Below are 23803 nucleotides of genomic sequence, written 5' to 3' on the forward strand. Positions count from 1 at the left end.
GTCCGTCCGCGCCCATCCCGGCGCGGACGGACCCCCGGCCCCGACACCCGACCCATCGCTCAACCCCGATCACGGAGGAGGAGCCCCCGTCATGACCGACCCGATCCGCCTGGTGGTGCTCACCGCCGGGCTGTCCACCCCCAGCTCGACCCGCATGCTGGCCGACCAGCTCACCCGCGCCGTGCGCACCCGCGGCGAGGCCGCCGGCCGCCCCGTCGAGGCGACCGTCGTGGAGCTGCGCGAGTACGCCCACGACGTGACCGACGCCCTGCTCACCCGCTTCCCCAGCGAGAAGCTGTCCTTGGTCATCGAGTCCGTGCGCGCCGCCGACGCGGTGATCGCCGTGACCCCGGTGTTCAACATCGGCCCCTCGGGCCTGTTCAAGTCCTTCGTGGACGCCGTGGACCGCGAGCTCTGGCGCGACAAGCCGGTGCTGCTGGCCGCGACCGCCGGCACCCCGCGCCACTCCCTCGCGATCGACTACGGGCTGCGCCCGATGTTCGGCTACCTCAAGGCCGCCGTGCTGCCCACCGCCGTGTTCGCCGCCTCGGCGGACTTCGGCGCCGAGGTGTCCGGCGAGGGCGAGAAGCAGCCGCTGGGCTCCCGCGTGCAGCGCGCCGCAGGCGAGCTGGTGGCGATGCTCGGCGCCCGCGAGGGCACCGTGTCCGCGGCCGTCGCCGAGGAGACCGGCGAGAGCGAGGACCCCGAGCCGGCCGTCTCGGGCCTGGGCGCCGAGTTCTCGGACTTCGTGCCGATGGACCGCCTGCTCCGCCGCTGACCGACCCCCGCCCCGAGGTCCGGAACCGTCCGGGACCGGACCCCGGGGCACCCCGTCGCCGGGGTGCGGACTCCCAGGATGGGGCATGTTCAGCCTCTCCGACCGCGCCGTGATGCTGTTCTCCACCGCCCTCGCCGACCTCGTGTTCTTCGTCGACGACGTCTTCGTGGTCATCACGTTCCGCCTCGGCGTGATCGAGATGTCCCCCCGCGGCGTCGACCTCGAGAGTTCACCGCTTGGCTGCAGGACGAGCAGCTGCTGACCTCCCGCTCCGACCAGCAGCCACCCGGAGGCCGCCGCCCGCGACGGCATCCCGCCGCTGGAGGAGTGCTACGGCTTCGTGCCCCTGCTCGCGCTCGGCGGCCCGCCCCAGGCCGCGAACCTCCAGCTGATGGGCATGGACGAGCACATCGCGGTGATGCTGCAGCTCGCCGAGCCGCCCCCGTTGCCCCCCTCGCCGGCGAGCTCCCGCCGGATTCGCGATGTAGGTCGGCATCGTCGCACGTCGGACCGTATGCTGAGGTCGGGCGCGGACAGCGGTTGCCGGGCCCCGACGCCCAGGCCGCCCCGGCCGGGCCCCTGACCGGAGGAGGCCCCATGCCCGCCGTCCGCCTCAGCGACGTCGCCCAGCACGCGGGCGTCTCCCTCGCCACCGCCTCCCGGGTGCTCAATGGCTCCGCGCGCGTGCCCGGTCAGGTCGTCGCCGAGAAGGTGCGCGCCTCCGCCGCCGAGCTCGGCTACGTGGCCAACGCTCAGGCGCAGGCCCTGGCCCGATCCCGCTCCGGCCTGATCGGCCTGGTGGTGCACGACATCGCCGATCCGTACTTCGCCGCGATCGCCCGCACCGTGCAGCAGCAGGTCTTCGCCTCCCACAGCCAGGTGCTGCTCACCCAGACGGACCGCGACCTCGACACGGAGCTGCGTGCGCTGCGCTCCCTGCTCTCCCAGCAGGTCGATGCCCTGGTGCTGGTCGGCTCCCATCGCTACGGCGGACAGGCCGACGCCGAGGTCACGACCCTGCTGCAGGGCTTCGCCGGCCGCGGCGGGGCGATCGTCGGCATCGGCCAGGCCCTCGGCGCGGGCCGCGCGATCGTGCCGGACAACGCCTCCGCCGCGGAAGAGCTGGCCACCTCGCTGATCGTCGAGGGCCACCGTCGCTTCGCCGTCGTCGAGGGCATCGCGGGGATCCCCTCGGCCGGGGACCGCACCGGAGGGTTCATCCGCGCCCTCACCCAGACCGGGATCGAGCCCGAACTGACCCTGCGCGCCGAGCTCACCCGTGCGGGCGGGCACGACGCCGCCGGGATCCTCGCGGCGCACCTGGCGGACACCGAGCCCTCCGCGCCGCCGCTGTGCCTGTTCGCCCCCGCTGACGTGATGGCCCTGGGCGCTCTCGGCGAGCTGCGACGTCTCGGCCTGGACGTGCCCGGCCAGGTCGCCGTGGCCGGCTTCGGCGGCGTCGCCGACGGGGCCGACGTGCACCCGACGCTCAGCACCGTCGCCCTCCCCCTGGAGACGATGGCGCAGCAGGCGGTCGACTGGATCCTCGATCCGGGCGACGCCGCGCCCGATGCGCAGGTGCACGTCCGCGGTGAGGTGCTGCTGCGGGCCTCGACCGACCTCGGCGGCCCCGACTGACAGCCCTCGAGGTCACCCGCCGCCTCCGGCACCCCACATCGGCGGGCACACCATGTGGTCTGATGTGGCTATTGTCAGAGTTGTAGCCGTTCACGTGTGGCGTTGCTAACATCCCGCGCATGATGACAGCCCCCACCACCAGCGACAGATCAGCGAACAGCCTGGTCATCCGCAGTGCCGTGGTCGCCGCCCTCGGCGGCCTCCTCTTCGGCTTCGACACCGCGGTCATCTCCGGCACCACCAGCAGCCTGACCCGGGTCTTCGACCTCAGTCCCTTCGGGCTCGGGTTCACCGTGGCGACCGCCCTGATCGGCACCATCATCGGCGCCCTCACCGCGTCCCGGCCGGCGGACCGCTTCGGACGCCGTCCGATGCTCTTCGCCATCGCGATCCTCTACATCGTCTCCGCCATCGGCAGCGCCGTCGCCGACAACTGGATCCTGTTCATGATCTTCCGTCTCGTCGGTGGCGTGGGCGTCGGCGCCGCCTCCGTGGTCGCCCCGATCTACAGCGCGGAGATCGCGCCCGCCCGGGTGCGCGGCCGCCTGGTGGGCCTGGTCCAGCTCAACGTCGTGTTCGGCATCCTGCTGGCCTACCTCTCCAACTGGGCGATCCAGGGCGCGATGGAGAACGAGGTCGCCTGGCGCTGGATGTTCGCCGCCGAGGCCCTCCCCGCCGCCCTGTTCTTCGTGCTCCTGTTCACGGTGCCCGAGAGCCCCCGCTGGCTGTTCACCCAGGACCGCCGGGACGAGGCCCACGGCATCCTGGCGCGTCTCACCCGCGATTCGACCGAGCTGAACGCCGAGTACCGCGAGATCTCCGAAGCCCGGGCCCGCGACGAGCGCACCAAGAAGGTCCCCTTCTTCACCCGCTCGCATTCCAAGGTGATCTGGCTGGCCGTCGCCATTGCCGCCTTCAACCAGCTCTCCGGCATCAACGCGATCATGTACTTCGCGCCGGACATCTTCCGCATGGCCGGCGCCGGAGACGGCGCAGCCTTCCTCCAGTCCATCGTCATCGGCGTCACCAACCTGGTGGCCACCGCCATCGCGATGACGGTGATCGACAAGCTGGGGCGGCGCAAGCTGATGCTGGTCGGCTCGATCGGCTATCTGGTCTCCCTCGGCCTGGTCACCGGCCTGTTCTTCCTGTACGACGGGAGCTTCACCGGCACCTCCTCCGCGCTGGTGCTGGTCGGCCTGATGCTGTTCATCGCCGCCCATGCCTTCGGTCAGGGCTCCGTGATCTGGGTGTTCATCTCCGAGATCTTCCCGACCGCACTGCGCGGCCGCGGACAGTCGCTGGGCAGCTTCACCCACTGGTTCTTCGCCGCCCTGATCTCCTGGACCTTCCCTTGGATCGTCGGGGGCCTCGGCGGGGCCTGGGCCTTCGCCCTGTTCTTCGTCTGCATGATCGTCCAGCTGATCTGGGTGATCACCGTGATGCCGGAGACCAAGGGGGTGCCGCTGGAGAAGATGGCCGACACCCTCGGCCTGCCGCAGGAGAGCCTGGACGAGGAGGATCTCGCGGACGACTCCGGCTCCCCGCAGCGGAGCTGACCCCTTCCCTCCATCCGACGAGGCCGGCCCCGCTCCCGTCCCCGCCGGGCTCGGTCAGGAAGCGGCGTTCACCCGGTCCAGGAAGGCCCGGATCTCCGCGGCCTCGTAGCCGCCGATGCCGGTGAAGCGACCGATCGGGATCTGCTCGGCCATCGTGCGCATGTCCGGGTCCTCGAACATCGCCGAGCCGGCAAGGAACTCCTCCAGCAGCGCCTCGCCTCCCGGCCGCGCAGCGATCTCCTGCGGGGTGGTGTCGACGGTGGCGGGCACCACCGGCTCGTCGCCGGCGAGCTGCTGCTCCGCGGACAGCCGCAGGTCACGGCTGGAGGCGCCGAGCTCCACCCGGTAGGTGCCCCCTACCACGGCCCAGGAGTCGCTGCGCACGTCGCGGACCTGCAGCTCCTCGGCGGGGATGTCGATGGCCACCCGGGCCGACTCGCGGGGCTCGAGCTCCACCTCGGCGAAGCCCTTGAGTTCCCGCGGGGGCCGGGTGATCCTCGAATCGGGGACCGAGACGTAGGCCTGGACCACCTCGCGGCCGGCGCGGCGGCCGGTGTTGGTGATCGTCGCCTCGGCACGCAGCCCGCCGTCCTGCTCGGTGAGGGCGAGGTCCGCAAACGCGAAGGTGGTGAAGCTGAGACCGTGACCGAAGGGGAAGGCCACCTCGGTGCCGCGGGCGTCGAGGCCCCGGTACCCGACGAACAGGCCCTCGCCGTAGGTGACGGAGCCACGCTCGCCCGGGAAGTGCAGGGCGGAGGGCACGTCGAGCAGACGCAGCGGGATCGTCTCGGCGAGCTTGCCGGAGGGGTTCACCCGGCCGAACAGCACCTCGGCGGTGGCCTCGCCGCCGGCCTGGCCCAGCAGCCAGGCCTCCAGCAGCGCGGGCACGGAGCGCAGCACCGGCGAGAGGCGGATGGCGGAGCCGTTCGAGAGCACCACCACCACGCGGTCGTTCACGGCGAGCAGGTCCTCCAGCAGGCGCTCCTGGGCGGCGGGCAGCTCCATGTCGGTGCGGTCGAAGCCCTCGGACTCGACGTCCTCCCCGAGGCCGAGGAACAGCACCACGGTGCGAGCGCGCCCGGCGAGCGCCACGGCCTCCTCGCGCAGCGCGTCCCCCGCGGACTCGCCCTCGGTGCCGCCGGGAGCGAAGCCGCGGGCGAAGGGCACCTCCCCGGCGATCCCGCGGATCGCGTCGAGGGCGGTGCTGAGACGGGTGGGGTTCACGTGGGAGGAGCCGGCGCCCTGGTAGCGCGGGGTGGCGGCGAAGTCGCCGATCACGGCCAGCTGGGGACCTTCACCGGGGGTGGCCGCGGCGTCCGGCTCGGCCAGCGGGAGGATGCCGTCGTTGCCGAGCAGCACGATCGCCCGGCGGGCGGCCTCGAGCGCCACCCGATGGTGGGCCTCGACGTCATAGCCGGTGCGCTCGTCGCGGTGGGCGGCGCCCTGACGCAGCAGCCGCACCACGGCCGCTGCGGCGCGGTCGAGGGCCTCGGCGGGCACCTTCCCCGCCTCGACGGCCGCGGCGAGCGCCTGCTCGGCCCCGGCGTCGGCGGGCATCTGCAGGTCCAGACCCGCGCTGACGGAGGCGGCGCGGTCGGTGACGGCGCCCCAGTCGGAGACCACCAGTCCCTCGAAGCCCCACTGCTCGCGCAGCACCTCGGAGAGCAGGAAGCGGTTCTGCGCCACCGAGGTGCCGCGCACGGAGTTGTACGAGCACATCACCGTCCAGGGCTGGGCGCGGGTGACCACGGCACGGAAGGCGCGCAGGTAGATCTCGTGCAGGGTGCGCTCGTCGACGGAGACGTCCACCCGCATCCGGTCGGTCTCCTGGTTGTTCAGCGCGAAGTGCTTGACGGAGGTGCCGACGCCGGCCTCCTGCATCGCGCGCACGTAGGCGACGGCCATCTCGCCGGCCAGGTGCGGGTCCTCGGAGAAGTACTCGAAGTTGCGACCGCACAGCGGCGAGCGCTTGATGTTCATGCCGGGGCCGAGCACCACGGAGACGCCCTCGGCGAGGGCCTCCGCGGCGATCGCGCGGGCCACGGCGGCGGCGCTCTCGCGGCTCCAGGTGGCCGCCAGGCCCACGGCGGGTGGGAAGCAGGTGGCGGGCACCGAGTCGTGCAGGCCCAGGTGGTCGCCCTCGCCTTTCTGGGAGCGCAGGCCGTGGGGGCCGTCGCTGACCATCACCGGCTCCAGGCCCAGCGACGGGGCGCCGTGGGTGTGCCAGAAGTCGGCGCCGCCGGTCAGGGCGACCTTCTCGGCGGCGGGCAGTGCGGCGATCTCCGGATCGACGGGCCGAGCGGTGTCGGGTTCGGCGGCGGGCGTGGACGAGGGCATCGGTGCTCTTTCGAGGGGTCCGGTGGGATGTGGCCGACGCTACTCCCCGGCCCCGGCATCCGGCCGGTACCCTCGTTCGTCGGCCCGGTCCGGCACACTGGGGGCATGCGTGATACCTCGGATCCCCGCGTCGCCGTCTACCTGGACTTCGACAACATCGTCATGTCCTGGTACGACCGCGTCCACGGGCGCAATGCATACTCGCGGGACCGGCAGCGGATCGCGGAGGACCCGACGGAGCCGGAGGTCGCCGCGCGGTTGGCCGCCGCCACGGTCGACATCGGCGCGATCCTCGACTACGCGGCGAGCTTCGGCTCCCTCATGCTCACCCGCGCCTACGCGGACTGGTCCTCCCCCGTGAACGCGGAGTACCGCTCGCAGCTCGTGGCGCGCGCCGTGGACCTGGTCCAGCTCTTCCCCGCCGCGGCCTACGCGAAGAACGGCGCGGACATCCGCCTGGCGGTGGACACCGTGGAGGACCTCTTCCGCACCCCGGACATCACCCACGTGGTGATCGTCAGCGGCGACTCGGACTACGTCCCCCTCGCGCAGCGCGCCAAGCGGCTGGGCCGCTACGTGGTGGCCGTCGGCGTGGCCGGCTCGACCGCGAAGTCCCTGGCCGCGGCCTGCGACGAGTTCGGCTCCTACAACACCCTGCCCGGGGTGACCCTGCCGGAGACCGAGAGCGGCGGCGGCTCCGGGAAACGCGGGCGCGGCGGACGCTCCCGCGGCGGCCGGGGAGGGCAGGAGCAGGCCTCCGAGCAGGCCACCGGCTCTCCCGCCGAGGAGACCACGCTCGAGGACGGCGGCGAGACCGGGGACGACCCGCAGGTGGCCGCCACCCGGCTGCTGTCCCGCGCGCTGCAGCTCGGCAACCGGGACGACGCCGAGTGGCTGCACAGCTCCGCGGTGAAGGAGTACATGCGGCGCATGGATCCCTCCTTCAGCGAGAAGGAGCTGGGCTTCCGCTCGTTCTCGGCGTTCCTCAAGGCGAACGACCAGATCGTGGAGCTGGAGGAGACCGGTCACGAGCGCCTGGTGCGGGCCCGGGAGACCGAGGACGCCTGACGGACCTTGCCCGGTCCGTCGCCCCCGGACCGGGCATCACACCCGCCCTGACGTGCGTGGGGAACGCCGGACCGGGCGCGAGGGCTCTGCGCGGAGGGCTCAGGCGTGGAACTCAGGCGCGGGACTCAGGCGTGGGGCAGCACCAGCTCGCGGTAGCGCTCGGCGATGATGCCGATGGCCTCGCGGGCCGGAGTCGCCCAGATGTCCTCGCGGAAGATCTCCACCTCGATGGGTCCGGTGTAGCCGGCCTCGGCCACCATCGCGGTGATCGCGGGGAAGTCGATGTAGCCGTCGCCCATGTAGCCCCGGGAGTGCAGGGCCTCCGAGGCCAGCGGCAGGTTCCAGTCGCACACCTGGTATCCGAGCAGCCGTCCGGTCCGACCGGCGCGGGCCACGGAGGCGGCGAGCTGCGGGTCCCACCACACGTGGTAGGTGTCCACGATGACGCCGACGGCCTCGCTGCCGACCTCCTCGGCGATGTCCAGCGCCTGCCCGGTGGTGGAGACGACGCCGCGGTCGGCCGCGAAGATCGGGTGCATCGGCTCGATGGCCAGGCGCACCCCGGCCTCCTCCGCGTGCGGGGCGAGGTCGGCGATGTTCTCGACGACGCGGCGGCGGGCGGCCGCCACGTCCTTGTCCTCGCGGGTGAGGCCGCCGACCACCAGCATTAGCACGTCGGTGCCCAGGCCCACGGCCTCCTCGATGGCGCGGCGGTTGTCCTCCAGGGCGGCGGCACGGTCGCCCGGGTCGGCGGCGGTGAAGAAGCCGCCGCGGCAGAGGCTGGTGACCCTCAGGCCGGCATCATCTGCCAGTCGGCGCACCTCGGCCAGGCCGTGCTCGGCGACGTCCTTGCCGCCACAGCCCGACGCCCTCGATGCCGTGCTGCCGAGTGGTGGCGAGGAACTCCGGCAGCGGGGTGGTCCGACAGGACCAGCGGTAGATGGAGAGCCGCGGCGCGGTGGCGGTCATCGTCCGGCCTTCCCGGCCGCGGGGTGGGCCTCCACCTCGTCGCCGACCAGGTCGACGCCGGCCACGTCGTAGCCCGCCAGCGCCAGCATCCCGTGCCAGCGCTCGGCGGCGAGCTGAGGGTCCTCGAGGTTGCCGGTGGCGGCGGCCAGCTCGATGGTGCGGGAGAGGTGCGGCAGGCCGCGGGCGGCGTGCATCCCGCCGACCATGCTGAAGGCCTGCTGATGGCCGTTCAGCCAGGCAAGGAAGGCGACCCCGGTCTTGTAGTGGTAGGTGGGGGCGGAGAAGACGTGGAGGGCCAGCTGCTCGGCGTCGTCGAGGATGCGGCGGGCCTCAGCCGGGTCCCCGGCGTCGAGGGCCTGGATGGCGGCGGAGGCCGCGGGGGCGGTGGCGGCGAAGGCTCCGAGCAGGGCGTGGCTGAACTCCCCGGTCGGCACCGTGCCGTCCGCGGCCGCGCCGGTGCCGTCTCCGAAGATCAGCGGGGAGAAGTGGAAGTCGTCGCCGGTGAGCATGAGGACGCCCTCGGGCAGGCGCCCGCGCACGGCGATCTCCGCGGCGTCGTCCAGCAGGCTCATCTTCACCCCGCGCACCCGCCCGGGCACGGCGGCAATGATCCGCAGCAGGGTCTCGCCGGCCTCGGCGGAGTCGGAGGAGCCGAAATAGCCCTCCAGCTGGGGGTCGAAGGCGGTGCCGAGCCAGTGCAGCACCACCGGCGCCGTGGCGGACTCCAGCACCTGCCGGTAGACCTCTTCGTAGTCGGCGGCGGAGCGGGCAGCGCGGGCCAGGTGCCGCGAGGCCATCAGCACGGCCCCCGCCCCCGTCGCCTCGGTGGCCGCGAGCTGCTCGCGGTAGGCGGCGACGATCTCCTCCAGCGAGAGCTCGTGCTCCTCACGCTGGTCGGTGGAGACCCCGGCCACCACCAGGTCGCTGACCTGCGCGCCCTCGGGGAAGACGGCGGCCACGTCGGGTTCGGTGAGGGCCTGCCGCGCCGCCTCGGCACTGCGGGAGATCAGCTCGCGGGTCGCCGCGGGGTCCAGGCCCATGTTCCGCTGCGCGGTGTCAACGCATCGGCCACGCCCAGGCCGCGGCGCCACATGGTGCGGCGGAAGGCGAGGGTGGCGTCCCAGTCGATGTCGGCGGGGGCGCCGGGGGTGTTGTCCCCGGCCGCCTGCGGGATCACGTGCACCGCGGCGTAGACGGTCCGGGAGCGCAGCGGAGCCGTCGGCGGCGCGAAGGCGGCGGCCTCCGGCAGGGGCACGCCGCGCAGGGAGCCGTCCTCGGCCAGCAGGGTCACACGGGTCATATTCACACCTCCGTCAGCGGGTCCAGGGCGATGCGGCGGCCCTGCTCGGCGCTGGCCAGGACGGTCTCGGCGAGTCGCATGCCGCGGGCGCCGGAGAGGAAGTCGTAGGGGTAGGGCTCCCCGGCGGCGACGTGGCGCAGGAAGTCCTCCCACTGCACCTTGAAGCCCTTGTCGAAGACCTCGTTGTCGGGCACCTCGATCCAGTCGGCGTAGTAGTCGTGCCCGTCGGCCACATCGGGGTTCCACACCGGCTTGGGGGTCGCCTCGCGCGGCTGGACGCGGGCGCCGTGCAGGCCCACCACGGCGGAGCCCTTGGTGCCGTCCACCTGGAACTCGACCAGCTCGCCGCGGTGCACGCGCACGTCCCAGCTGGAGTTCATCTGCACCACCACGCCGTTCTCGAGGCGGAAGATCCCGTAGGCGGCGTCGTCGGCGGTGGCGGCGTACTCCCGGCCCTGCTCGTCCCAGCGGCGGTCGATGTGGGTGGCGGTCTGCGCGTAGACGTCGACGATGCGGCCGAAGAGGTCCTCGATGACGTAGTTCCAGTGCGGGAACATGTCGACCACGATGCCGCCGCCGTCCTCGGCGCGGTAGTTCCAGGAGGGGCGCTGCGCCTCCTGCCAGCCGCCCTCGTACACCCAGTAGCCGAACTCGCCGCGCACCGAGAGGATCTCCCCGAAGAAGCCGGAGGCGATCAGGCGGCGCAGCTTGAGCAGGCCGGGCAGGTAGAGCTTGTCGTGCACGACGCCGTTGAGGGTGCCGGCCTGCTGGGCCGGGCGGGCCAGCTCGAGGGCGTCGGCGAAGGTCTCGGCGGTGGGCTTCTCGGCGTAGACGGCCTTGCCGGCGGCGATGGCCTGCTTGATGTTGGCGACGCGGAGGGGGGTGACCAGCGCGTCGAAGTAGACCTCGAAGCCCGGCTCGGCGAGGGCCTCCTCCAGGGAGGTGGTCCAGCGGGCGATGCCGTGGTGCTCGGCGACGGTGCGCAGCTTCTCCTCGTTGCGGCCCACCAGCAGCAGCTCTGGCAGCAGGCCGGGCACGATGTTGCAGGGGCAGTGCGGCAGGGCGGCGATGCTGGCGGCGAAGGAGGAGAGGTAGGTGGCGACGAGCGCCCCGGCCACATCCTCGTCGGCGGCGGCGAGCATCAGGGCCACCGCTCCCCCGCCGGAGCCCCCGGCCACCGCCACCCGCGCCGGGTCCACCCCGGGCTGGCCGCGCAGGGCGGCGACCGCGGCGGCGGCGTCGGCCACCCTCCTGCCCAGCACGGGCCGGCCGTGCAGGCCGAAGCGGGCGGCGTCGACGCGACAGCTGGACTCCTCGGGCGGGCCCACCGGTCCGGTGCGGCGGGACCCGAAGCTGATCATCTCGGGACACAGCACCGTCACCCCGGCCGCCGCCAGGTCGTGGGCGAGGCCGTGGTGGTAGCCGTCCTCCCGGTCCACGAGCCCCACGATGCCCGGACCGTGCCCAGCCACGAGCACCATCCCGGCACCGGTGTCCCGCTCGGGGGCAGGTCGCAGCAGCAGGGCCGGGATGTCGCCGTCCGCGGGGTGGCCGCCGCCTCCCGGCGCCCCCACGACCACACGCACCCCGAGCAGGCCGTCACCGCGGTCCCGGGACGGGTCCGGCAGCAGTTCGGCGGCGGATCCGGCGACGGACTCCTCCGGTTCCAGCGCCAGCCGCTCCCGCAGCGGCGCGCGGCGGAGCGCTTCGGGAGGTCCGTGGGGGACGTGAGGGGCATCGTCGACCTCGATCTCTGGGCAGGCGCGGGGCGCGCTGGTCGGGGCGGGGCGCCCCGACCAGGGGGATCAGGATGCCCCGGAGGGTCGTCCCGGCCCGGCGGTTGCCGCCGCTGGCAGGCCTCACATGTCCGCGAAGCGCATGCGGAAGAAGCAGTGGACGCCGTAGAGCACCAGGCCCGCCCCGACCAGGGTCAGCAGGATGCCTCCGGCGGGCAGCGAGGCCATGCTCTTCAGGGCACCGTCGAGCCCGGCCGCCTTCTCGGGGTCCGCCCGGACGGCCGCCCAGCCGAGCAGCACCCCGACCGCGGCGAGCGCGACGCCCTTGGCGACGTAGCCCGCGACGCCGCTGACCGTCACCGCGGTGCCGACGGGGTGGTGCCCGGTGTGCTCGAGGTCCCGGACGAAGCGTCGGGTGGCCCCCTTGACCACGTGATGCCCGCCGATCGCGATGACGACCAACCCGCCGCCCGCCACGGCGAGCCGTCCGACCGGCGACTGCATCAGGGCGGCCGTGAGCTCCGTGGTCTGCTGCCCCGATCCGCCGCTGCCGCCGAGGGCGAAGCGCAGCGCGGTCGCGGCGAGCACCAGGTAGACGACGGCCTTGGCCAGGTGACGGGCCGCGCCGATCATCGCCTCGCGCCGCTCGGAGGCGCAGCGCGCCCCGAACCAGGCGGTGGCCGTCTGCCACAGCGCCAGGGCGATCATCGCGACGCCGCCGACGCCGAGCAGGAAGCTCCCGCCGGGAACCTCCGAGAAGGCCCGCAGCGCCCCGGTCTGATCGGCCTCGCCGCCGGAGTCGGTGAGGGCGAGGCGCACGGCGATCCCGCCGATCATGATGTGCACGAGGCCGTTCATGGCGTGGCCCACCCGCGCCACGCCCTCGAAGGCGGGGTGGTCGGTGACCTTCTCCGCGCCGTCCTCGACGCTGCGCGCAGCCTCCTGGGCCCGGTCGCCGAGGTCGTCCGCCGAGCTCTCCCCCGCGTCGTCCGCCGAGGCGCTCCCCGCGGCATTGCTCACGGCATCGTCCTCCGTCCGACCCTGCCGGCCCCGGCTGCTCACCATCGCCACGCCCTCCCGCCCTCTCACGTCCGCACGGCCACAGTGAACACCAGACAGCGCGAGGGCGGTGCCGGATCCCCGGGATCGGGGTCCGGCACCGCCCTGCGGTGCGATGGCTCAGACGTCGGCGCGGATCTCCTCCACGCTCTGGTCGAGCTCGTCGATGGCTTCCTGCGGAGGCTTCGGGGTGACCAGGCTGACCACCACCGCGAGGACCAGGCCGACGGCGAAGCCGGGGATGATCTCGTACAGCGGCTCGGGCAGCACGCCGAAGAAGGTGCCCACGGTCTCGAACTGGCCCCAGACGAAGGCGATTACCGCACCGGAGACCATGCCCACCAGGGCGCCGATCGAGGTCAGGCCGCGCCAGAACAGCGCGAGGATGACCAGCGGGCCGAAGGCGGCGCCGAAGCCGGCCCAGGCGAAGCCGACCAGGTTCAGCACGGAGGCGTCCGGGTTCAGCGCGAAGATGATCGCGAAGATCGACACGGCGAGCACGCCCGCGCGGCCCCACCACAACTTGGCGACCGGGGTGATGTTCTTGCCGACGATCCCGACCAGGTCCTCGACCAGCGCGGAGCTGGTGACGATGAGCTGCGAGGAGATGGTGGACATGATGGCCGCGAGCACGGCGGCCAGGAGCAGACCGGCGATCAGCGGGTGGAACAGGATCTGCGCCATGTCCAGGAACACGGTCTCGCCGTTGTCCTGGTCGGTGAGCGAGAAGCCCGGGTTCTGCTGGGCGTAGGCCAGGCCCGCCATTGCGGTGAAGACGGCGCCGATCACGCAGATGATCATCCAGCCGATGCCCACGCCGGCGCCGTACTTGGCGTCGCGGGAGGAGCGCAGCGCCATGAAGCGCACGATGATGTGGGGCTGACCGAAGTAGCCCAGGCCCCAGGCCAGGTTGCCGATGATGGCGATGAAGGTGGCGCCCTCGACGAGGGAACCGAAGCTCGGGTTGTACTCGATGGCGGAGGAGATCATCTCGGCGGGGCCACCGGTGACGACCATGGCCGCGACCGGCACGGCGATCAGCGAGAGCATCATGATCACGCCCTGCACCACGTCGGTGTAGGTGGCGCCGAGGAAGCCGCCGAACAGGGTGTACAGCACGGTGATCGAGCCGACCAGCAGCATGCCGAACTGGTAGGAGCCGCCGAAGGTGGACTCGAAGAAGATGCCGCCGGAGACCATGCCCGAGGACACGTAGAAGGCGAAGAACACCAGGATGATGATGCCCGCGGCGATGCGGAGCAGGTGCGTGCGATCCCTCAGCCGGTTCTCGAAGAAGCTCGGCAGGGTGATGGAGTTCCCGGCGATCTGGGTGTGCTGGCGCAGTCGCGGAGCCACGAAGATCCAGTTCAGGGCGGCGCCGATGGTCAGGCCGACGGCGATCCACAGCGAGACCAGGCCGGAGATGTACAGCGCGCCGGGCAGGCCGAGCATGAGCCAGCCGGACATGTCCGAGGCGCCGGCGGAGAGGGCTGCGGTGAAGGGGTGCAGGCTGCGCCCGCCCAGCATGTAGTCCTCACCGTCGCTGGTCTTGCGGAATGCGTAGAAGCCGATCGCGAGCATGGCCGCGAAATAGATCGCGACCGCGATGATCTTGAACGTGAGATCCATGATTCCTTACGGGGATCGAGGAAGGGGGTCAGGGAAAAACCCGATCGACCGTACAGGCCGCCACGGCGGTCCGTCAGCCTGGATGTATGGTCCGCCACGTTGGCCCCGGGGTCCACCCCATGGCACGACCGATCGACGATCGTGACATTCCCGCAGGTCAGCGAGCCACGCTCCGAGGTCCGTCCGGGCCGCTCCTGCGGACCGCCGATCCGGAGGGGATCCGGGGTCGCCTCCCGGGCGCGTCGCGGTGAGCCCGCCCACGTCCGCCGCCCCACCCCGCGGGCGCGATTCTCGACGATTCCTGCCGGAACGCGGCAGGAATCGTCGGAGAACTCCGCTCGGCAGCGCGGAGTCAGGCCAGGGTGAGGCGTACCGCCGCCACCGAGTGCGGGGGCAGGGTGAGCTCGAGGCCCTTCTCGTGGGGGCGCACCACCGTCAGCGGCCGCGGGGCGACCGCCTCGGGCGCCTCCGGGGTGTTGTGGGCGGCGGTCCCCTCCCCCGTCAGCACGGTCGCCTCGTGACCGGTGACCTCTCGCCCGCGCAGGTCCAGCACCAGGGTGCGGGGCTCGGCCGCGTCGAGGTTGGACAGCGAGACCAGCGCGGCACCCTCCGCCTCCCGCAGCGAGGCGGAGGCGGAGACCAGCGCGCGGCCGTCGGCCTGGCGCGGCGCCTCCGGCAGGGAGACGTGCGTGGCCAGCGCCGCGGCGTCCTGGTGCCCGGCGTTCATCGCGAACACGTGGTAGGTCGGGGTGAGGACCAGCGCGCCGGTCTCCGGGTCGGTGAGGATCATCGCCTGCAGCACGTTCACCGTCTGGGCGATGTTGGCCATCACCAGGCGGTCCGCGTGCCGGTGGAAGCCGTCGAAGTGGACGGCGGCCACCAGGGCGTCGCGCACGGTGTTCTGCTGGTACAGGAAGCCGGGATTCGTGCCCGGCTCCACGTCCCACCAGGTGCCCCACTCGTCCAGCACCAGGCCGATGCGCTTCCCGGGATCGTGCTGGTCCATGATCGTGGCGTGCCGGGCGATCAGCTCCTCGGTGCGGGAGGCGCGGGCCAGCGCCACGTACCACTCGTCCTCGGTGAAGTCGGTGGCGGAGCCCTTGTGCTCCCACGGGCCGGTCATCGTGTAGTGGTGCAGGGAGATGGCCTGCCAGGGCGCCTGGCCGTCCGGGGGCGGAGCGCATCAGCGCCTCGGTCCAGGCGTAGTCGTCGACGTTGGCGCCGGCGGCGATGCGGGTGACGCGGTTGTCGGCGTGGTCGCGCACGAAGGTGGAGTACTGCCGGGCGAGGGCCACCTAGTCCTCGGGGCGCATGTTCCCGCCGCAGCCCCAGGACTCGTTGCCGATGCCGAAGAAGGGCACCCGCCAGGGCTCGTCCCGGCCGTTCGCGCGGCGCAGGGCCGCCATCGGGGAGTCGTCGTCGCGGGTGAGGTACTCGATCCACTCGCTCATCTCGGCGACGGTCCCGGAGCCGACGTTGCCGTTCACGTAGGCCTCGGTGTCCAGCAGCTCCACCAGGTCCATGAACTCGTGGGTGCCGAAGGAGTTGTCCTCGACCACGTCGCCCCAGTGGGAGTTGACCATGCGGGGTCGGTCCTCTCGGGGGCCGATGCCGTCCTTCCAGTGGTACTCGTCGGCGAAGCAGCCGCCGGGCCAGCGCAGGTTCGGGATGTGCAGGGCGCGCAGGGCCTCGACCACGTCGTCGCGGATGCCGCGGGTGTGCGGGAGCTCGGAGTCCTCACCGACGAAGAAGCCGCCGTAGATGCAGCGGCCCAGGTGCTCGGCGAAGTGGCCGTAGAGGTGACGGCTGATGGTGGGGCCGGGCAGGTCCAGGTCGATCACCACGCGGGCGGGGCCGGCGGCGGTGCGGTGGGTGGAGCCGGTGGCGGGGCTGCCGAGGGCGGCGACCAGGTCGCCGGTCAGGGACGGGGCGGTGCTCATGGGTGGGCCTTTCCGGCCCGGCACGGGCCGACGGGGTGAGCGGGGCTCCGGGGCCGGAGGGGACGACGGGCGCCCTCCCTCCGGCCCCAGGGGTCTCAGGCGCGGCGGCCGAGGCGGACGATGCTCCAGGAGATCGCGGGCAGCTCGCCGCGCAGCACCCCGTCCTCCAGGCGCACCGTGTCGTTGGCCTGCGGGGCGACGGTGTCGGGGGCGTCCTTCGTGTTGGCGGCGTAGGGGTCCTCGTGGTGCAGGGTGAGGGCCTCGAGCAGCTCCAGCTCACCGAAGGAGGCGAGGTCCGCGTCGAGCTGCAGCGTCTGGGCGGCGTCGCGGTTGGCGAGGAACAGGGTCAGCGCGCCGCTCTCCTCGTCCCAGGTGGCCACGGCGTCGCCGGAGGCGGAGTCGCCGAAGCGCTCGTTGGCGAAGCGCGGCGAGTCCAGGCGGACGTCCAGCACCTCGCCCTTCGCGTGGCGGGAGGTGAGGGCGAAGGGGTGGAAGGTGGTCTGCTTCCAGGCGCCGCCGCCGGGCTCGGTCATGATCGGGGCGATCACGTTGACCAGCTGGGCCAGGGACGCGGAGGCCACGCGGTCGCTGTGGCGCAGCAGGGAGATCAGCAGGTTGCCGAACACCACGGCGTCCATGGCGGTGTAGGTGTCCTCGAGCAGCACGGGCGCGACGGGCCAGTCGTCGCCGCTCGGCGGGCGGGACTCGGCGCGGTGCTGGTACCAGACGTTCCACTCGTCGAAGCTGATCATGATGCGCTTGACGGCCTTGAGCTTGGCGCGCACGTGGTCGGCGGTGGCGACGACGGAGTCGATGAAGTAGTCCATGTCGTCGGCGGAGGCGAGGAAGGAGGCCTGGTCGTCGTCCTTCTCCGCGTAGTAGGCGTGGGCGGAGATCATGTCCACGAACTCGTAGGCCTCGGTCAGCACGGTGGCCTCCCAGGCGCCGAAGGTGGGCATCTGGGAGCTGGAGGAGCCGCAGGCGATGAGCTCGAGGTCCGGGTCCTCCTGGCGCATGGCGCGGGCGGCCTCGGTGGCGATCCGGGCGTACTCCTCGGCGGTCTTGTGGCCGGTCTGCCAGGGGCCGTCCATCTCGTTGCCCAGGCACCACATGCGGATGCCGTGCGGCTCGGGGTGGCCGTTGGCGGCGCGCTCGTCGGACAGCGCGATGCCCTGGGGGGCGTTGGCGTACTGCAGGACGTCCAGGGCCTCCTCGACGCCCCGGGTGCCGAGGTTCACCGCGTACATCGGCTCCACCTCGGCCTTGCGAGCCCAGTCCATGAACTCGTCGAGACCGACGGTGTTGGGCTCGGTGGAGTGCCAGGCGAGGTCGTGGCGGGCGGGGCGGTCCCGGGCGGGGCCGATGCCGTCCTCCCACTTGAAGCCGGAGACGAAGTTGCCGCCGGGGTAGCGCACCGAGCTGACGCCGAGCTCGCGGGTGAGCTCGAGGACGTCGCCGCGGAAGCCGTGCTCGTCGGCGGTGGGGTGGCCGGGCTCGTGGATGCCGGTGTAGACGCAGCGGCCGAGGTGCTCGACGAAGGCGCCGAAGGTGCGGCGGCGCACGGGGGCGATGCGGAAGGCGGGGTTCAGGGTGAGGGTCACGGTGGGGGACATCGGTGTCGGCATCCTTGGCTCGGGAAGGGCGGGGCGTGGACGCGGGCCGGGAGCGGCGATGCTCCCCCGGGCGGGCCTGGATGCCCCGCCGGGACCCGGCGCGCCGCCCGCGGGACGATCCGCGCGGCGGATGGTCCGGGAGTCGACGTGACCGGGACGAACCCTGTTGTACAACGTTGTAGACAGCCTGCCATGCCGCCGGGTGTCCGTCAACGGGCCTCCCCCGCGCCCGGCGCGCCGCCGATGGGAGAATCAGGCGCATGACCCCGAGCAGCCGCCCCTCCCCGCAGCGTCCGCCCACCCTGCGGGACGTCGCCGAGATCGCGGGGGTCTCCATCAAGACCGTCTCCAACGTCGTCAACGACTACCCGCACGTCCGCGACGGCACCCGCGAGCGGGTCCGGGAGGCGATCCTGCAGGTCGGCTACCGCCCCCAGGTGGCCGCCCAGCAGCTGCGCACCGGCGAGAGCGGCCTGATCACCCTGGCCCTGCCCTCCCTGCAGTTCACCTACTTCTCCGAGATCGCACAGGCCTTCATCGACGAGGCCCAGCGCCGCGGCCGCACCGTGCTGCTGCACTCCACCTCCGGCGGGATCGAGGCCGAGCGCACCGTGCTGGGCGGCTTCGAGCGGCTGCTCGGCGACGGCGTCATCTTCAACCCGCTGCGCCTGGAGGAGGAGGCCTTCGCCCGGATGGAGCGCACCGCCCAGCCCACCGTCTTCATCGGCGAGCACCTGCCCGACCAGCTCCCCGCCGGCTGCGACTACGTGAAGATCGACAACGAGGCCGCCGCCTTCGACGCCACCAGCCACCTGATCGCCCAGGGCCGGCGCCGCCTCGGCTTCATCGGCCAGATCCTCACCGCCCAGGGCGCCCAGCCGCACTCCTCCGGCAGCCTGCGCCGCGACGGCTTCCTGCGGGCCCTGCGCGAGCACGGCATCGAGGAGGGGGACGCGACCGTGCAGCCCGTGGACGACTGGCTGCGCCAGGACGGCCTGACCGGCACCGCCGCCCTGCTGGAGGCGATGCCGGAGGTGGACGGCATCGTCTGCGCCAACGACGACCTCGCCATCGGTGCCCTCGCCCAGCTGCGCCGCAGCGGCCGCCGGGTGCCCGAGGACGTCGCCGTGATCGGCTACGACGACACGCCCGACGCCCCCTTCGCCTCCCCCGGCCTGTCCACCATCTCGCCCGACAAGCAGGCCCTGGCGGGCACCGCGCTGGACCTGCTGGCGGAGCGTATCGGCGGTCACGACGGCCCGCCGCGCACGCGCCTGACCCCCTACGATCTGGTGGTGCGCGGATCCACCGCGGCCGAGGCGAGCTGAGTGCGAGGAGAGCGCGAGCGATGAGCATCCCGACCCCCTACGAGGACCTCCTGGCCGAGGTGCTGGAGCACGGGAACGCGAAGTCCGACCGCACCGGCACGGGCACCCGCAGCCTCTTCGGCAAGCAGATCCGCTTCGACCTTTCCGAGGGCTTCCCGCTGATCACCACCAAGCGGGTGCACCTGCGCTCGATCGTGGTGGAGCTGCTGTGGTTCCTGCGCGGCGACACCAACGTGCGCTGGCTGCAGGAGCGCGGGGTGAGCATCTGGGACGAGTGGGCCGACGAGGACGGCGACCTGGGGCCGGTCTACGGCGCCCAGTGGCGTTCCTGGCCGGCGCGCGACGGCGGCGTGATCGACCAGATCACCGACGTCGTCGAGCAGATCCGTACGAACCCCGACTCGCGGCGGCTGATCGTCTCCGCCTGGAACCCGGCGGACATACCCGCGATGGCCCTGGCCCCCTGCCACGCCCTGTTCCAGTTCGAGGTGCACGACGGGAAGCTGTCCTGCCAGCTCTACCAGCGCAGCGCCGACCTGTTCCTGGGCGTACCCTTCAACATCGCCTCCTACGCCCTGCTCACCCACATGGTCGCCCAGCAGACCGACCTCGAGGTGGGCGAGTTCGTGTGGACCGGCGGCGACTGCCACATCTACGACAACCACGTCGAGCAGGTGCAGCGGCAGCTGGCCCGGGAGCCCTTCGCCCCGCCGCGGCTGCGCCTGGCCCGCCGCCCCGCCTCGATCCTCGAGTACGAGGAGTCCGATGTGGTGGTGGAGGACTACCAGCACCACCCGGGCATCAAGGCCCCGGTGGCGGTGTGAGCGGGGCCGTCCCCGAGATCGCCCTGATCTGGGCGCAGGCCCGCGGCGGGGTGATCGGCGCCGACGGCGCGATGCCCTGGCACCTGCCCGAGGACCTGCGCCACTTCTCCGCCGCCACCGCGGGGTCGCCCGTGGTGATGGGCCGCCGCACCTGGGAATCCTTCCCACCGCGCTTCCGGCCCCTGCCGGGCCGCACGAACGTGGTGATCACCCGCGACGCCACGGTGGCCGAGGCCGGGGCCGTGCACGCCCGCTCCCTGGACGAGGCGCTGCGCCTGGCCGCTGCGGAGCTGGAGCCGCGCCCCGGTGACGCCGCCCCCTCCCCCACCGCCGCACCCGCCGCCGTCTGGGTGATCGGGGGCGGCGGGGTGTACCGGGAGGCCCTGCCGCGCGCGGACCGCCTGGTGGTCACCGAGATCGACCTGGAGGTGGCCGGCGACACCACGGCCCCGGCCGTCCCGGAGGAGTTCGTGCTCACCGCCGCCGACCCGGCCGAGGGCTGGCACACCGCCGCCTCGGGCCTGCGGTACCGCATCCTCACCTACCGCCGCCGCTGAGCCACCGCCGCGCCGGGCGCCCCGCGCACAGACCTGGCTGTGGTGGTCGGCAGCCTGCGCATGTGCAGGGCGCCTACCACCACAGCCAGGTTTCTGTACACCTCAGCGGGCAGCGCCGGGCGGACCGCCGCTCGCCGGGCCGCTCACTGCCCGGCGATGCCGGTGGTGGCGATGCCCTTGATGATCTGGCGCTGGAAGAACAGGAACACCACGATCAGCGGCAGCGCGGCGAGTACCGCCTGGGCCATGTTCTGCGCGTACTGGATGCCGTAGGCGCTGATCACGGTCTGCAGGCCGGTGGGCAGCGTCATCAGGTTCGCGTCGTTGACGACGATGAAGGGCCACAGGAAGTTGTTCCACGCCCCGATGAACACGAAGATCGAGACCGCGCCGAGGATCGGCCGGGACAGCGGCAGGATGATCGACCAGAAGATCTTCAGCCGGCTGGCGCCGTCCATCAGCGCCGCCTCCTCCAGCTCGATGGGGATCTGGTCGAAGAACTTCTTGAGGATGAACACCATCGGGGCGGCCACCACCTGCGGCAGCACGATCCCCCAGTAGGTGTCCACCAGGTTCAGCGAGAGCATCAGCTGGAACAGCGGGACGATGAGGATCTGCCCGGGGATCATGATCGAGGCGACGATCAGCATCGTGATCACGTTCCGCCCCGCGAAGCGCAGCCGGGAGAGGGCATAGCCGGCCAGTGCCGAGATCGCCACCGTGATCACGGTGACCAGGGTCGAGGTGAGCAGGCTGTTCCAGGCCCAGCGCGGCACCATCGAGGAGCTCAGCGTCTGGATGTACGCGTCCAGGGTGAATCCGCCCTCGGGGATGATCCGCACCGGCAGCGCGGCGGCCTCCGCCTCGGACTTGAAGGAGGTCAGCACCGCCCACAGCACCGGGACCAGCCAGGCGACAGCCAGCACCGCGAGGATCACGAAGGCGACCATGCGGAAGGGGTCCAGGGGCTTGCGACGACGGGTGGAGACGACGGCCTCCGCGGTGCGCGCGGCGGCGCGGTGCGAGGAGCTCATGGCCGGGGTGGCGGGGGTCGCGGTGGTCATGCCTTCACGCTCCGTCGGGACGAGATCACCATGTAGGCGACCGAGATGAGGATGATCAGGAAGAAGAAGATGTAGGAGATCGCCGAGGCGTAGCCCAGGCGGTACCCGGTGAAGCCGACCTCGTAGATGTACAGCAGCACGGGGCGGGTGGAGCCGCCGGGGCCGCCGCCGGTCATCTGGTAGATCTGGTCGAAGACCTTGAGCGAGGCCAGCAGCTGCAGCACGAGCACCAGCACGGTGGTGGGGGCCAGCTGCGGCACGGTGATGGAGACGAACTGGCGCCAGCGGCCGGCGCCGTCCAGGGAGGCCGCCTCGTAGAGCTGCTCGGGGATGTTCTGCAGCGCCGCGAGGTAGAGCAGGAAGTTGAAGCCGACGGTCCACCACACGGTGGTGACGACCACGGCGATCATGGCGGTGCTCGGGTCCTGCAGCCAGGCCTTGCCCTCGATGCCGAACCAGCCCAGCGCCGTGTTCACGAGGCCCAGCTGCGGGTTCAGCATCCACACCCAGAACTGGGAGACGACGGTGGAGGCCAGCAGGAAGGGCATGAAGAAGGACAGCCGCCAGAACCACTGGCCGGGCAGGCCGATGTTCACCAGCACCGCGAGGATCAGCGCCACCAGCACCAGCGGGATGGTGGAGAGGATGGTGAACCAGGCGGTGTTGCCGAGCGAGGACCACACGTTGGGATCGCCCAGGGCCTCGATCCAGTTGGTCAGGCCCACGAACTCGGTGTTCGTGCCGGCCAGGCTGGTGCCGGTGAAGCTCATCCACAGCCCGTAGACGGTGGGCCAGATGAGGAACAGCCCGAAGGCGATCAGGAACGGGGAGCAGTAGATCCAGCCGCGCAGGGTGTCGGAGCGGCGGCGCCGGCGGCGTCCCTCGGCGAGGTGCGCAGTGCCGGAAGCGGGTGTCGTGGTGGGCGTGAGGCCCTCGGCGGTGGTCATCTCTCGTCTCCTTCGACGATGCGGGGGCGGTCGGCGGGGCTCACATCGGGCTCGGCTGGTCGAGCAGCGAGTTCACCCGGGCGACGAAGGCGTTCCAGCCGTCCAGGGCTCGGTGCGGCGAGCCCACACGTTCTGCATGTCGTTGCCGAAGTAGGTGTGGAAGTCGCTGCCGGAGCCGGTGAACCAGGAGACCGGGTCGTGGACCAGGTAGTCGGTGGCCTCGGCGTAGTGGGACTGGGGCACCAGCTCGGCGTAGCCGGGGTCCTCGACGATGGGCGAGTAGGCGGGGATGTGCCCGGCGCCGGCCCACTCCAGGGAGTTCTTCAGCAGGTAGGCGACAAGCTGGTGCACGGTGCGGCGACGCTCGGGGTCGGGGTCCGTCTGGTGCGGCAGCACGAAGGAGTGGGAGTCGGCGTAGGCGGCGGGCGGGCCGAGGACGCCGGGGATCACCTGCATGTCGAAGGGCACGCCCTCGTTCGTGTAGCTGCCGGTCTCCCAGACGCCGCCGAAGAAGGCGCCGGAGCCGCCGGTGGCGAACTCGGAGATGGCGGTGCCGCCGTCGTGCTGGCCGTTGCCGACCTCCCCGTCGATGAGGGACAGGATGTACTCGATGGCCTCGATGGCCAGCTCCTCCTGGTACTGCATCGTGCCGCCCTCGGGCAGCTCGATGGTGCCGCCGAGCTGGGTGTAGTAGGTCTCGAACATGCACCACTGGTTCGAGCCGTCGCCGAGGTAGCCCCCGGACAGGCCGAAGCCGCTGGGGGCCTCGGAGCCGAGCGCGAGGAGTTGCTCGCGGAAGGCCTCGGGGGTGTCCACCGGCAGCAGCAGGCCCTCGGAGTCGAGCTGCCCGGCGGCCTCCGCGATGTCGGTGTTGTAGTACATGACGAAGGGGTGGGAGTCCAGGGCGATGTCCAGCAGCTGCCCGTCGACCTGCATCTTCTCCCAGATCAGCTCGGGGAAGTCCTCCTTCACGACGCCGAACTCGGCGAGCAGGTCGAGGTCCCAGGGGTCCAGCAGGCCGCCGGGGGCGTAGCCGGGCACGCGGGCGGCGTGCATGACGGCCACGTCGGGGGCGCGGGCGTGGGTCTCGTGCCAGCTGATCACGCCGCCGCGGCTGCGCTCGTCGCCGAGGAAGATGTTCTCCGCCACCGAGAGATGGGGGATCAGCGCCAGCTCCTGGTGGATGATGACGATCCCCTGTTCCTCCGACTCGTTGACGGAGTGGAAGGAGACGGGGCGCCGCGGAAGCGGATCTCGCCCTCGTAGGTACCGACGGGCTCGACGCCCGAGAGCGCCTTCAGCAGGGTGGACTTCCCAGCGCCGTTCTCCCCGCAGGTTGCGTGGATCTCGCCCTCGCGGACGCTCAGGGAGACGTCGGACAGCGCCGTCACCCCGGGGTACTTCTTGGTGATCGACCGCATCTCGAGGATGTGATCGCTCATGCTGCCCTCCTTCGG

General features: G+C 72.2%; 15 protein-coding genes and 6 pseudogenes. 9 read left to right on the forward strand and 12 right to left on the reverse strand.

Annotation, left to right across the window (positions count from 1 at the left end):
- Positions 1 to 91 precede the first annotated feature (91 nt).
- From OM98_RS02160 to OM98_RS02175, 5 genes and pseudogenes are all read left to right on the forward strand, one after another.
- A complete protein-coding gene (locus OM98_RS02160) occupies positions 92 to 778 on the forward strand; it encodes a CE1759 family FMN reductase (protein WP_010532921.1) in 687 nt (228 codons plus the stop codon).
- Positions 779 to 863: 85 nt separating this feature from the next.
- Complete coding sequence (locus tag OM98_RS15750; protein ID WP_175285935.1) at positions 864 to 1040, forward strand: hypothetical protein; 177 nt, start codon at positions 864 to 866, stop codon at positions 1038 to 1040.
- A 39-nt stretch (positions 1041 to 1079) separates the two neighbouring features.
- A pseudogene (locus OM98_RS16450) lies at positions 1080 to 1361 on the forward strand (T6SS immunity protein Tdi1 domain-containing protein); the annotation flags it as partial.
- Between the two features lie 14 nt (positions 1362 to 1375).
- Entirely contained in the window at positions 1376 to 2416 is a 1041-nt protein-coding gene (locus OM98_RS02170; protein WP_010532923.1) for a LacI family DNA-binding transcriptional regulator, read from the forward strand.
- 119 nt (positions 2417 to 2535) lie between these two features.
- Positions 2536 to 3975 (forward strand): sugar porter family MFS transporter, encoded by a 1440-nt coding sequence (locus OM98_RS02175; RefSeq protein ID WP_245528701.1) that lies wholly within the window; start codon positions 2536 to 2538, stop codon positions 3973 to 3975.
- Between the two features lie 54 nt (positions 3976 to 4029).
- Here the strand turns inward: OM98_RS02175 and OM98_RS02180 are convergent, their stop codons facing one another.
- Positions 4030 to 6312: a glycoside hydrolase family 3 C-terminal domain-containing protein gene (locus OM98_RS02180; RefSeq protein ID WP_010532925.1), complete on the reverse strand. Its 2283-nt coding sequence runs from the start codon at positions 6310 to 6312 to the stop codon at positions 4030 to 4032.
- 105 nt (positions 6313 to 6417) lie between these two features.
- Here OM98_RS02180 and OM98_RS02185 point away from each other — a divergent pair, with 105 nt between their 5' ends.
- A complete protein-coding gene (locus OM98_RS02185) occupies positions 6418 to 7380 on the forward strand; it encodes an NYN domain-containing protein (protein WP_010532926.1) in 963 nt (320 codons plus the stop codon).
- Between the two features lie 125 nt (positions 7381 to 7505).
- Here the strand turns inward: OM98_RS02185 and OM98_RS14370 are convergent, their stop codons facing one another.
- The 8 genes and pseudogenes from OM98_RS14370 to arfA form a co-directional block, all read right to left on the reverse strand.
- The gene (locus OM98_RS14370) at positions 7506 to 8201 is read right to left on the reverse strand and encodes a sugar phosphate isomerase/epimerase family protein (protein ID WP_010532927.1); all 696 of its coding nucleotides are present in this window, start codon (positions 8199 to 8201) and stop codon (positions 7506 to 7508) included.
- A gap of 144 nt (positions 8202 to 8345) precedes the next feature.
- A pseudogene (locus OM98_RS14375) lies at positions 8346 to 9649 on the reverse strand (DUF993 family protein).
- Between the two features lie 2 nt (positions 9650 to 9651).
- Positions 9652 to 10662, reverse strand: a pseudogene (locus OM98_RS02200) (Gfo/Idh/MocA family protein); the annotation flags it as partial.
- Between the two features lie 75 nt (positions 10663 to 10737).
- A pseudogene (locus OM98_RS16330) lies at positions 10738 to 11130 on the reverse strand (dienelactone hydrolase family protein); the annotation flags it as partial.
- A 378-nt stretch (positions 11131 to 11508) separates the two neighbouring features.
- Positions 11509 to 12405: a DUF1206 domain-containing protein gene (locus tag OM98_RS02205; RefSeq protein WP_245528702.1), complete on the reverse strand. Its 897-nt coding sequence runs from the start codon at positions 12403 to 12405 to the stop codon at positions 11509 to 11511.
- Between the two features lie 159 nt (positions 12406 to 12564).
- Entirely contained in the window at positions 12565 to 14073 is a 1509-nt protein-coding gene (gene putP, locus OM98_RS02210) for a sodium/proline symporter PutP (RefSeq protein ID WP_010532930.1), read from the reverse strand.
- 352 nt (positions 14074 to 14425) lie between these two features.
- Positions 14426 to 16013: pseudogene (locus OM98_RS14380) on the reverse strand (alpha-N-arabinofuranosidase).
- A 95-nt stretch (positions 16014 to 16108) separates the two neighbouring features.
- Entirely contained in the window at positions 16109 to 17626 is a 1518-nt protein-coding gene (gene arfA, locus OM98_RS02220) for an arabinosylfuranosidase ArfA (RefSeq protein WP_010532933.1), read from the reverse strand.
- 260 nt (positions 17627 to 17886) lie between these two features.
- On the opposite strand from arfA, the gene OM98_RS02225 reads away from it, so the two are divergent.
- From OM98_RS02225 to OM98_RS02235, 3 genes are read left to right on the forward strand one after another with little or no spacing between them, the layout of a single operon-like run.
- Complete coding sequence (locus OM98_RS02225) at positions 17887 to 18954, forward strand: LacI family DNA-binding transcriptional regulator (RefSeq protein ID WP_010532934.1); 1068 nt, start codon at positions 17887 to 17889, stop codon at positions 18952 to 18954.
- A 20-nt stretch (positions 18955 to 18974) separates the two neighbouring features.
- Positions 18975 to 19778: a thymidylate synthase gene (locus OM98_RS02230; RefSeq protein WP_010532935.1), complete on the forward strand. Its 804-nt coding sequence runs from the start codon at positions 18975 to 18977 to the stop codon at positions 19776 to 19778.
- The gene (locus tag OM98_RS02235; protein WP_010532936.1) at positions 19775 to 20335 is read left to right on the forward strand and encodes a dihydrofolate reductase; all 561 of its coding nucleotides are present in this window, start codon (positions 19775 to 19777) and stop codon (positions 20333 to 20335) included. Before OM98_RS02230 ends, OM98_RS02235 begins: the two co-directional genes overlap by 4 nt.
- 143 nt (positions 20336 to 20478) lie before the next feature.
- On the opposite strand, the gene OM98_RS02240 is transcribed toward OM98_RS02235, so the two are convergent.
- The 3 genes and pseudogenes from OM98_RS02240 to OM98_RS14385 all read right to left on the reverse strand — a co-directional run bounded on the left by OM98_RS02240 (position 20479) and on the right by OM98_RS14385 (position 23788).
- Positions 20479 to 21399, reverse strand: coding sequence for a carbohydrate ABC transporter permease (locus OM98_RS02240; protein ID WP_010532937.1), 921 nt, complete (start codon positions 21397 to 21399; stop codon positions 20479 to 20481).
- On the reverse strand, positions 21396 to 22346 hold the full coding sequence (locus OM98_RS02245) for a carbohydrate ABC transporter permease (RefSeq protein ID WP_010532938.1): 951 nt from the start codon (positions 22344 to 22346) through the stop codon (positions 21396 to 21398). The genes OM98_RS02240 and OM98_RS02245 overlap by 4 nt, the downstream gene beginning before the upstream one ends.
- Before the next feature lie 72 nt (positions 22347 to 22418).
- Positions 22419 to 23788, reverse strand: a pseudogene (locus OM98_RS14385) (extracellular solute-binding protein).
- Positions 23789 to 23803 lie beyond the last annotated feature (15 nt).

The organism is Brachybacterium squillarum M-6-3, from assembly GCF_000225825.1.
In the GTDB taxonomy this organism is placed as follows: Bacteria; Actinomycetota; Actinomycetes; order Actinomycetales; family Dermabacteraceae; genus Brachybacterium; species Brachybacterium squillarum.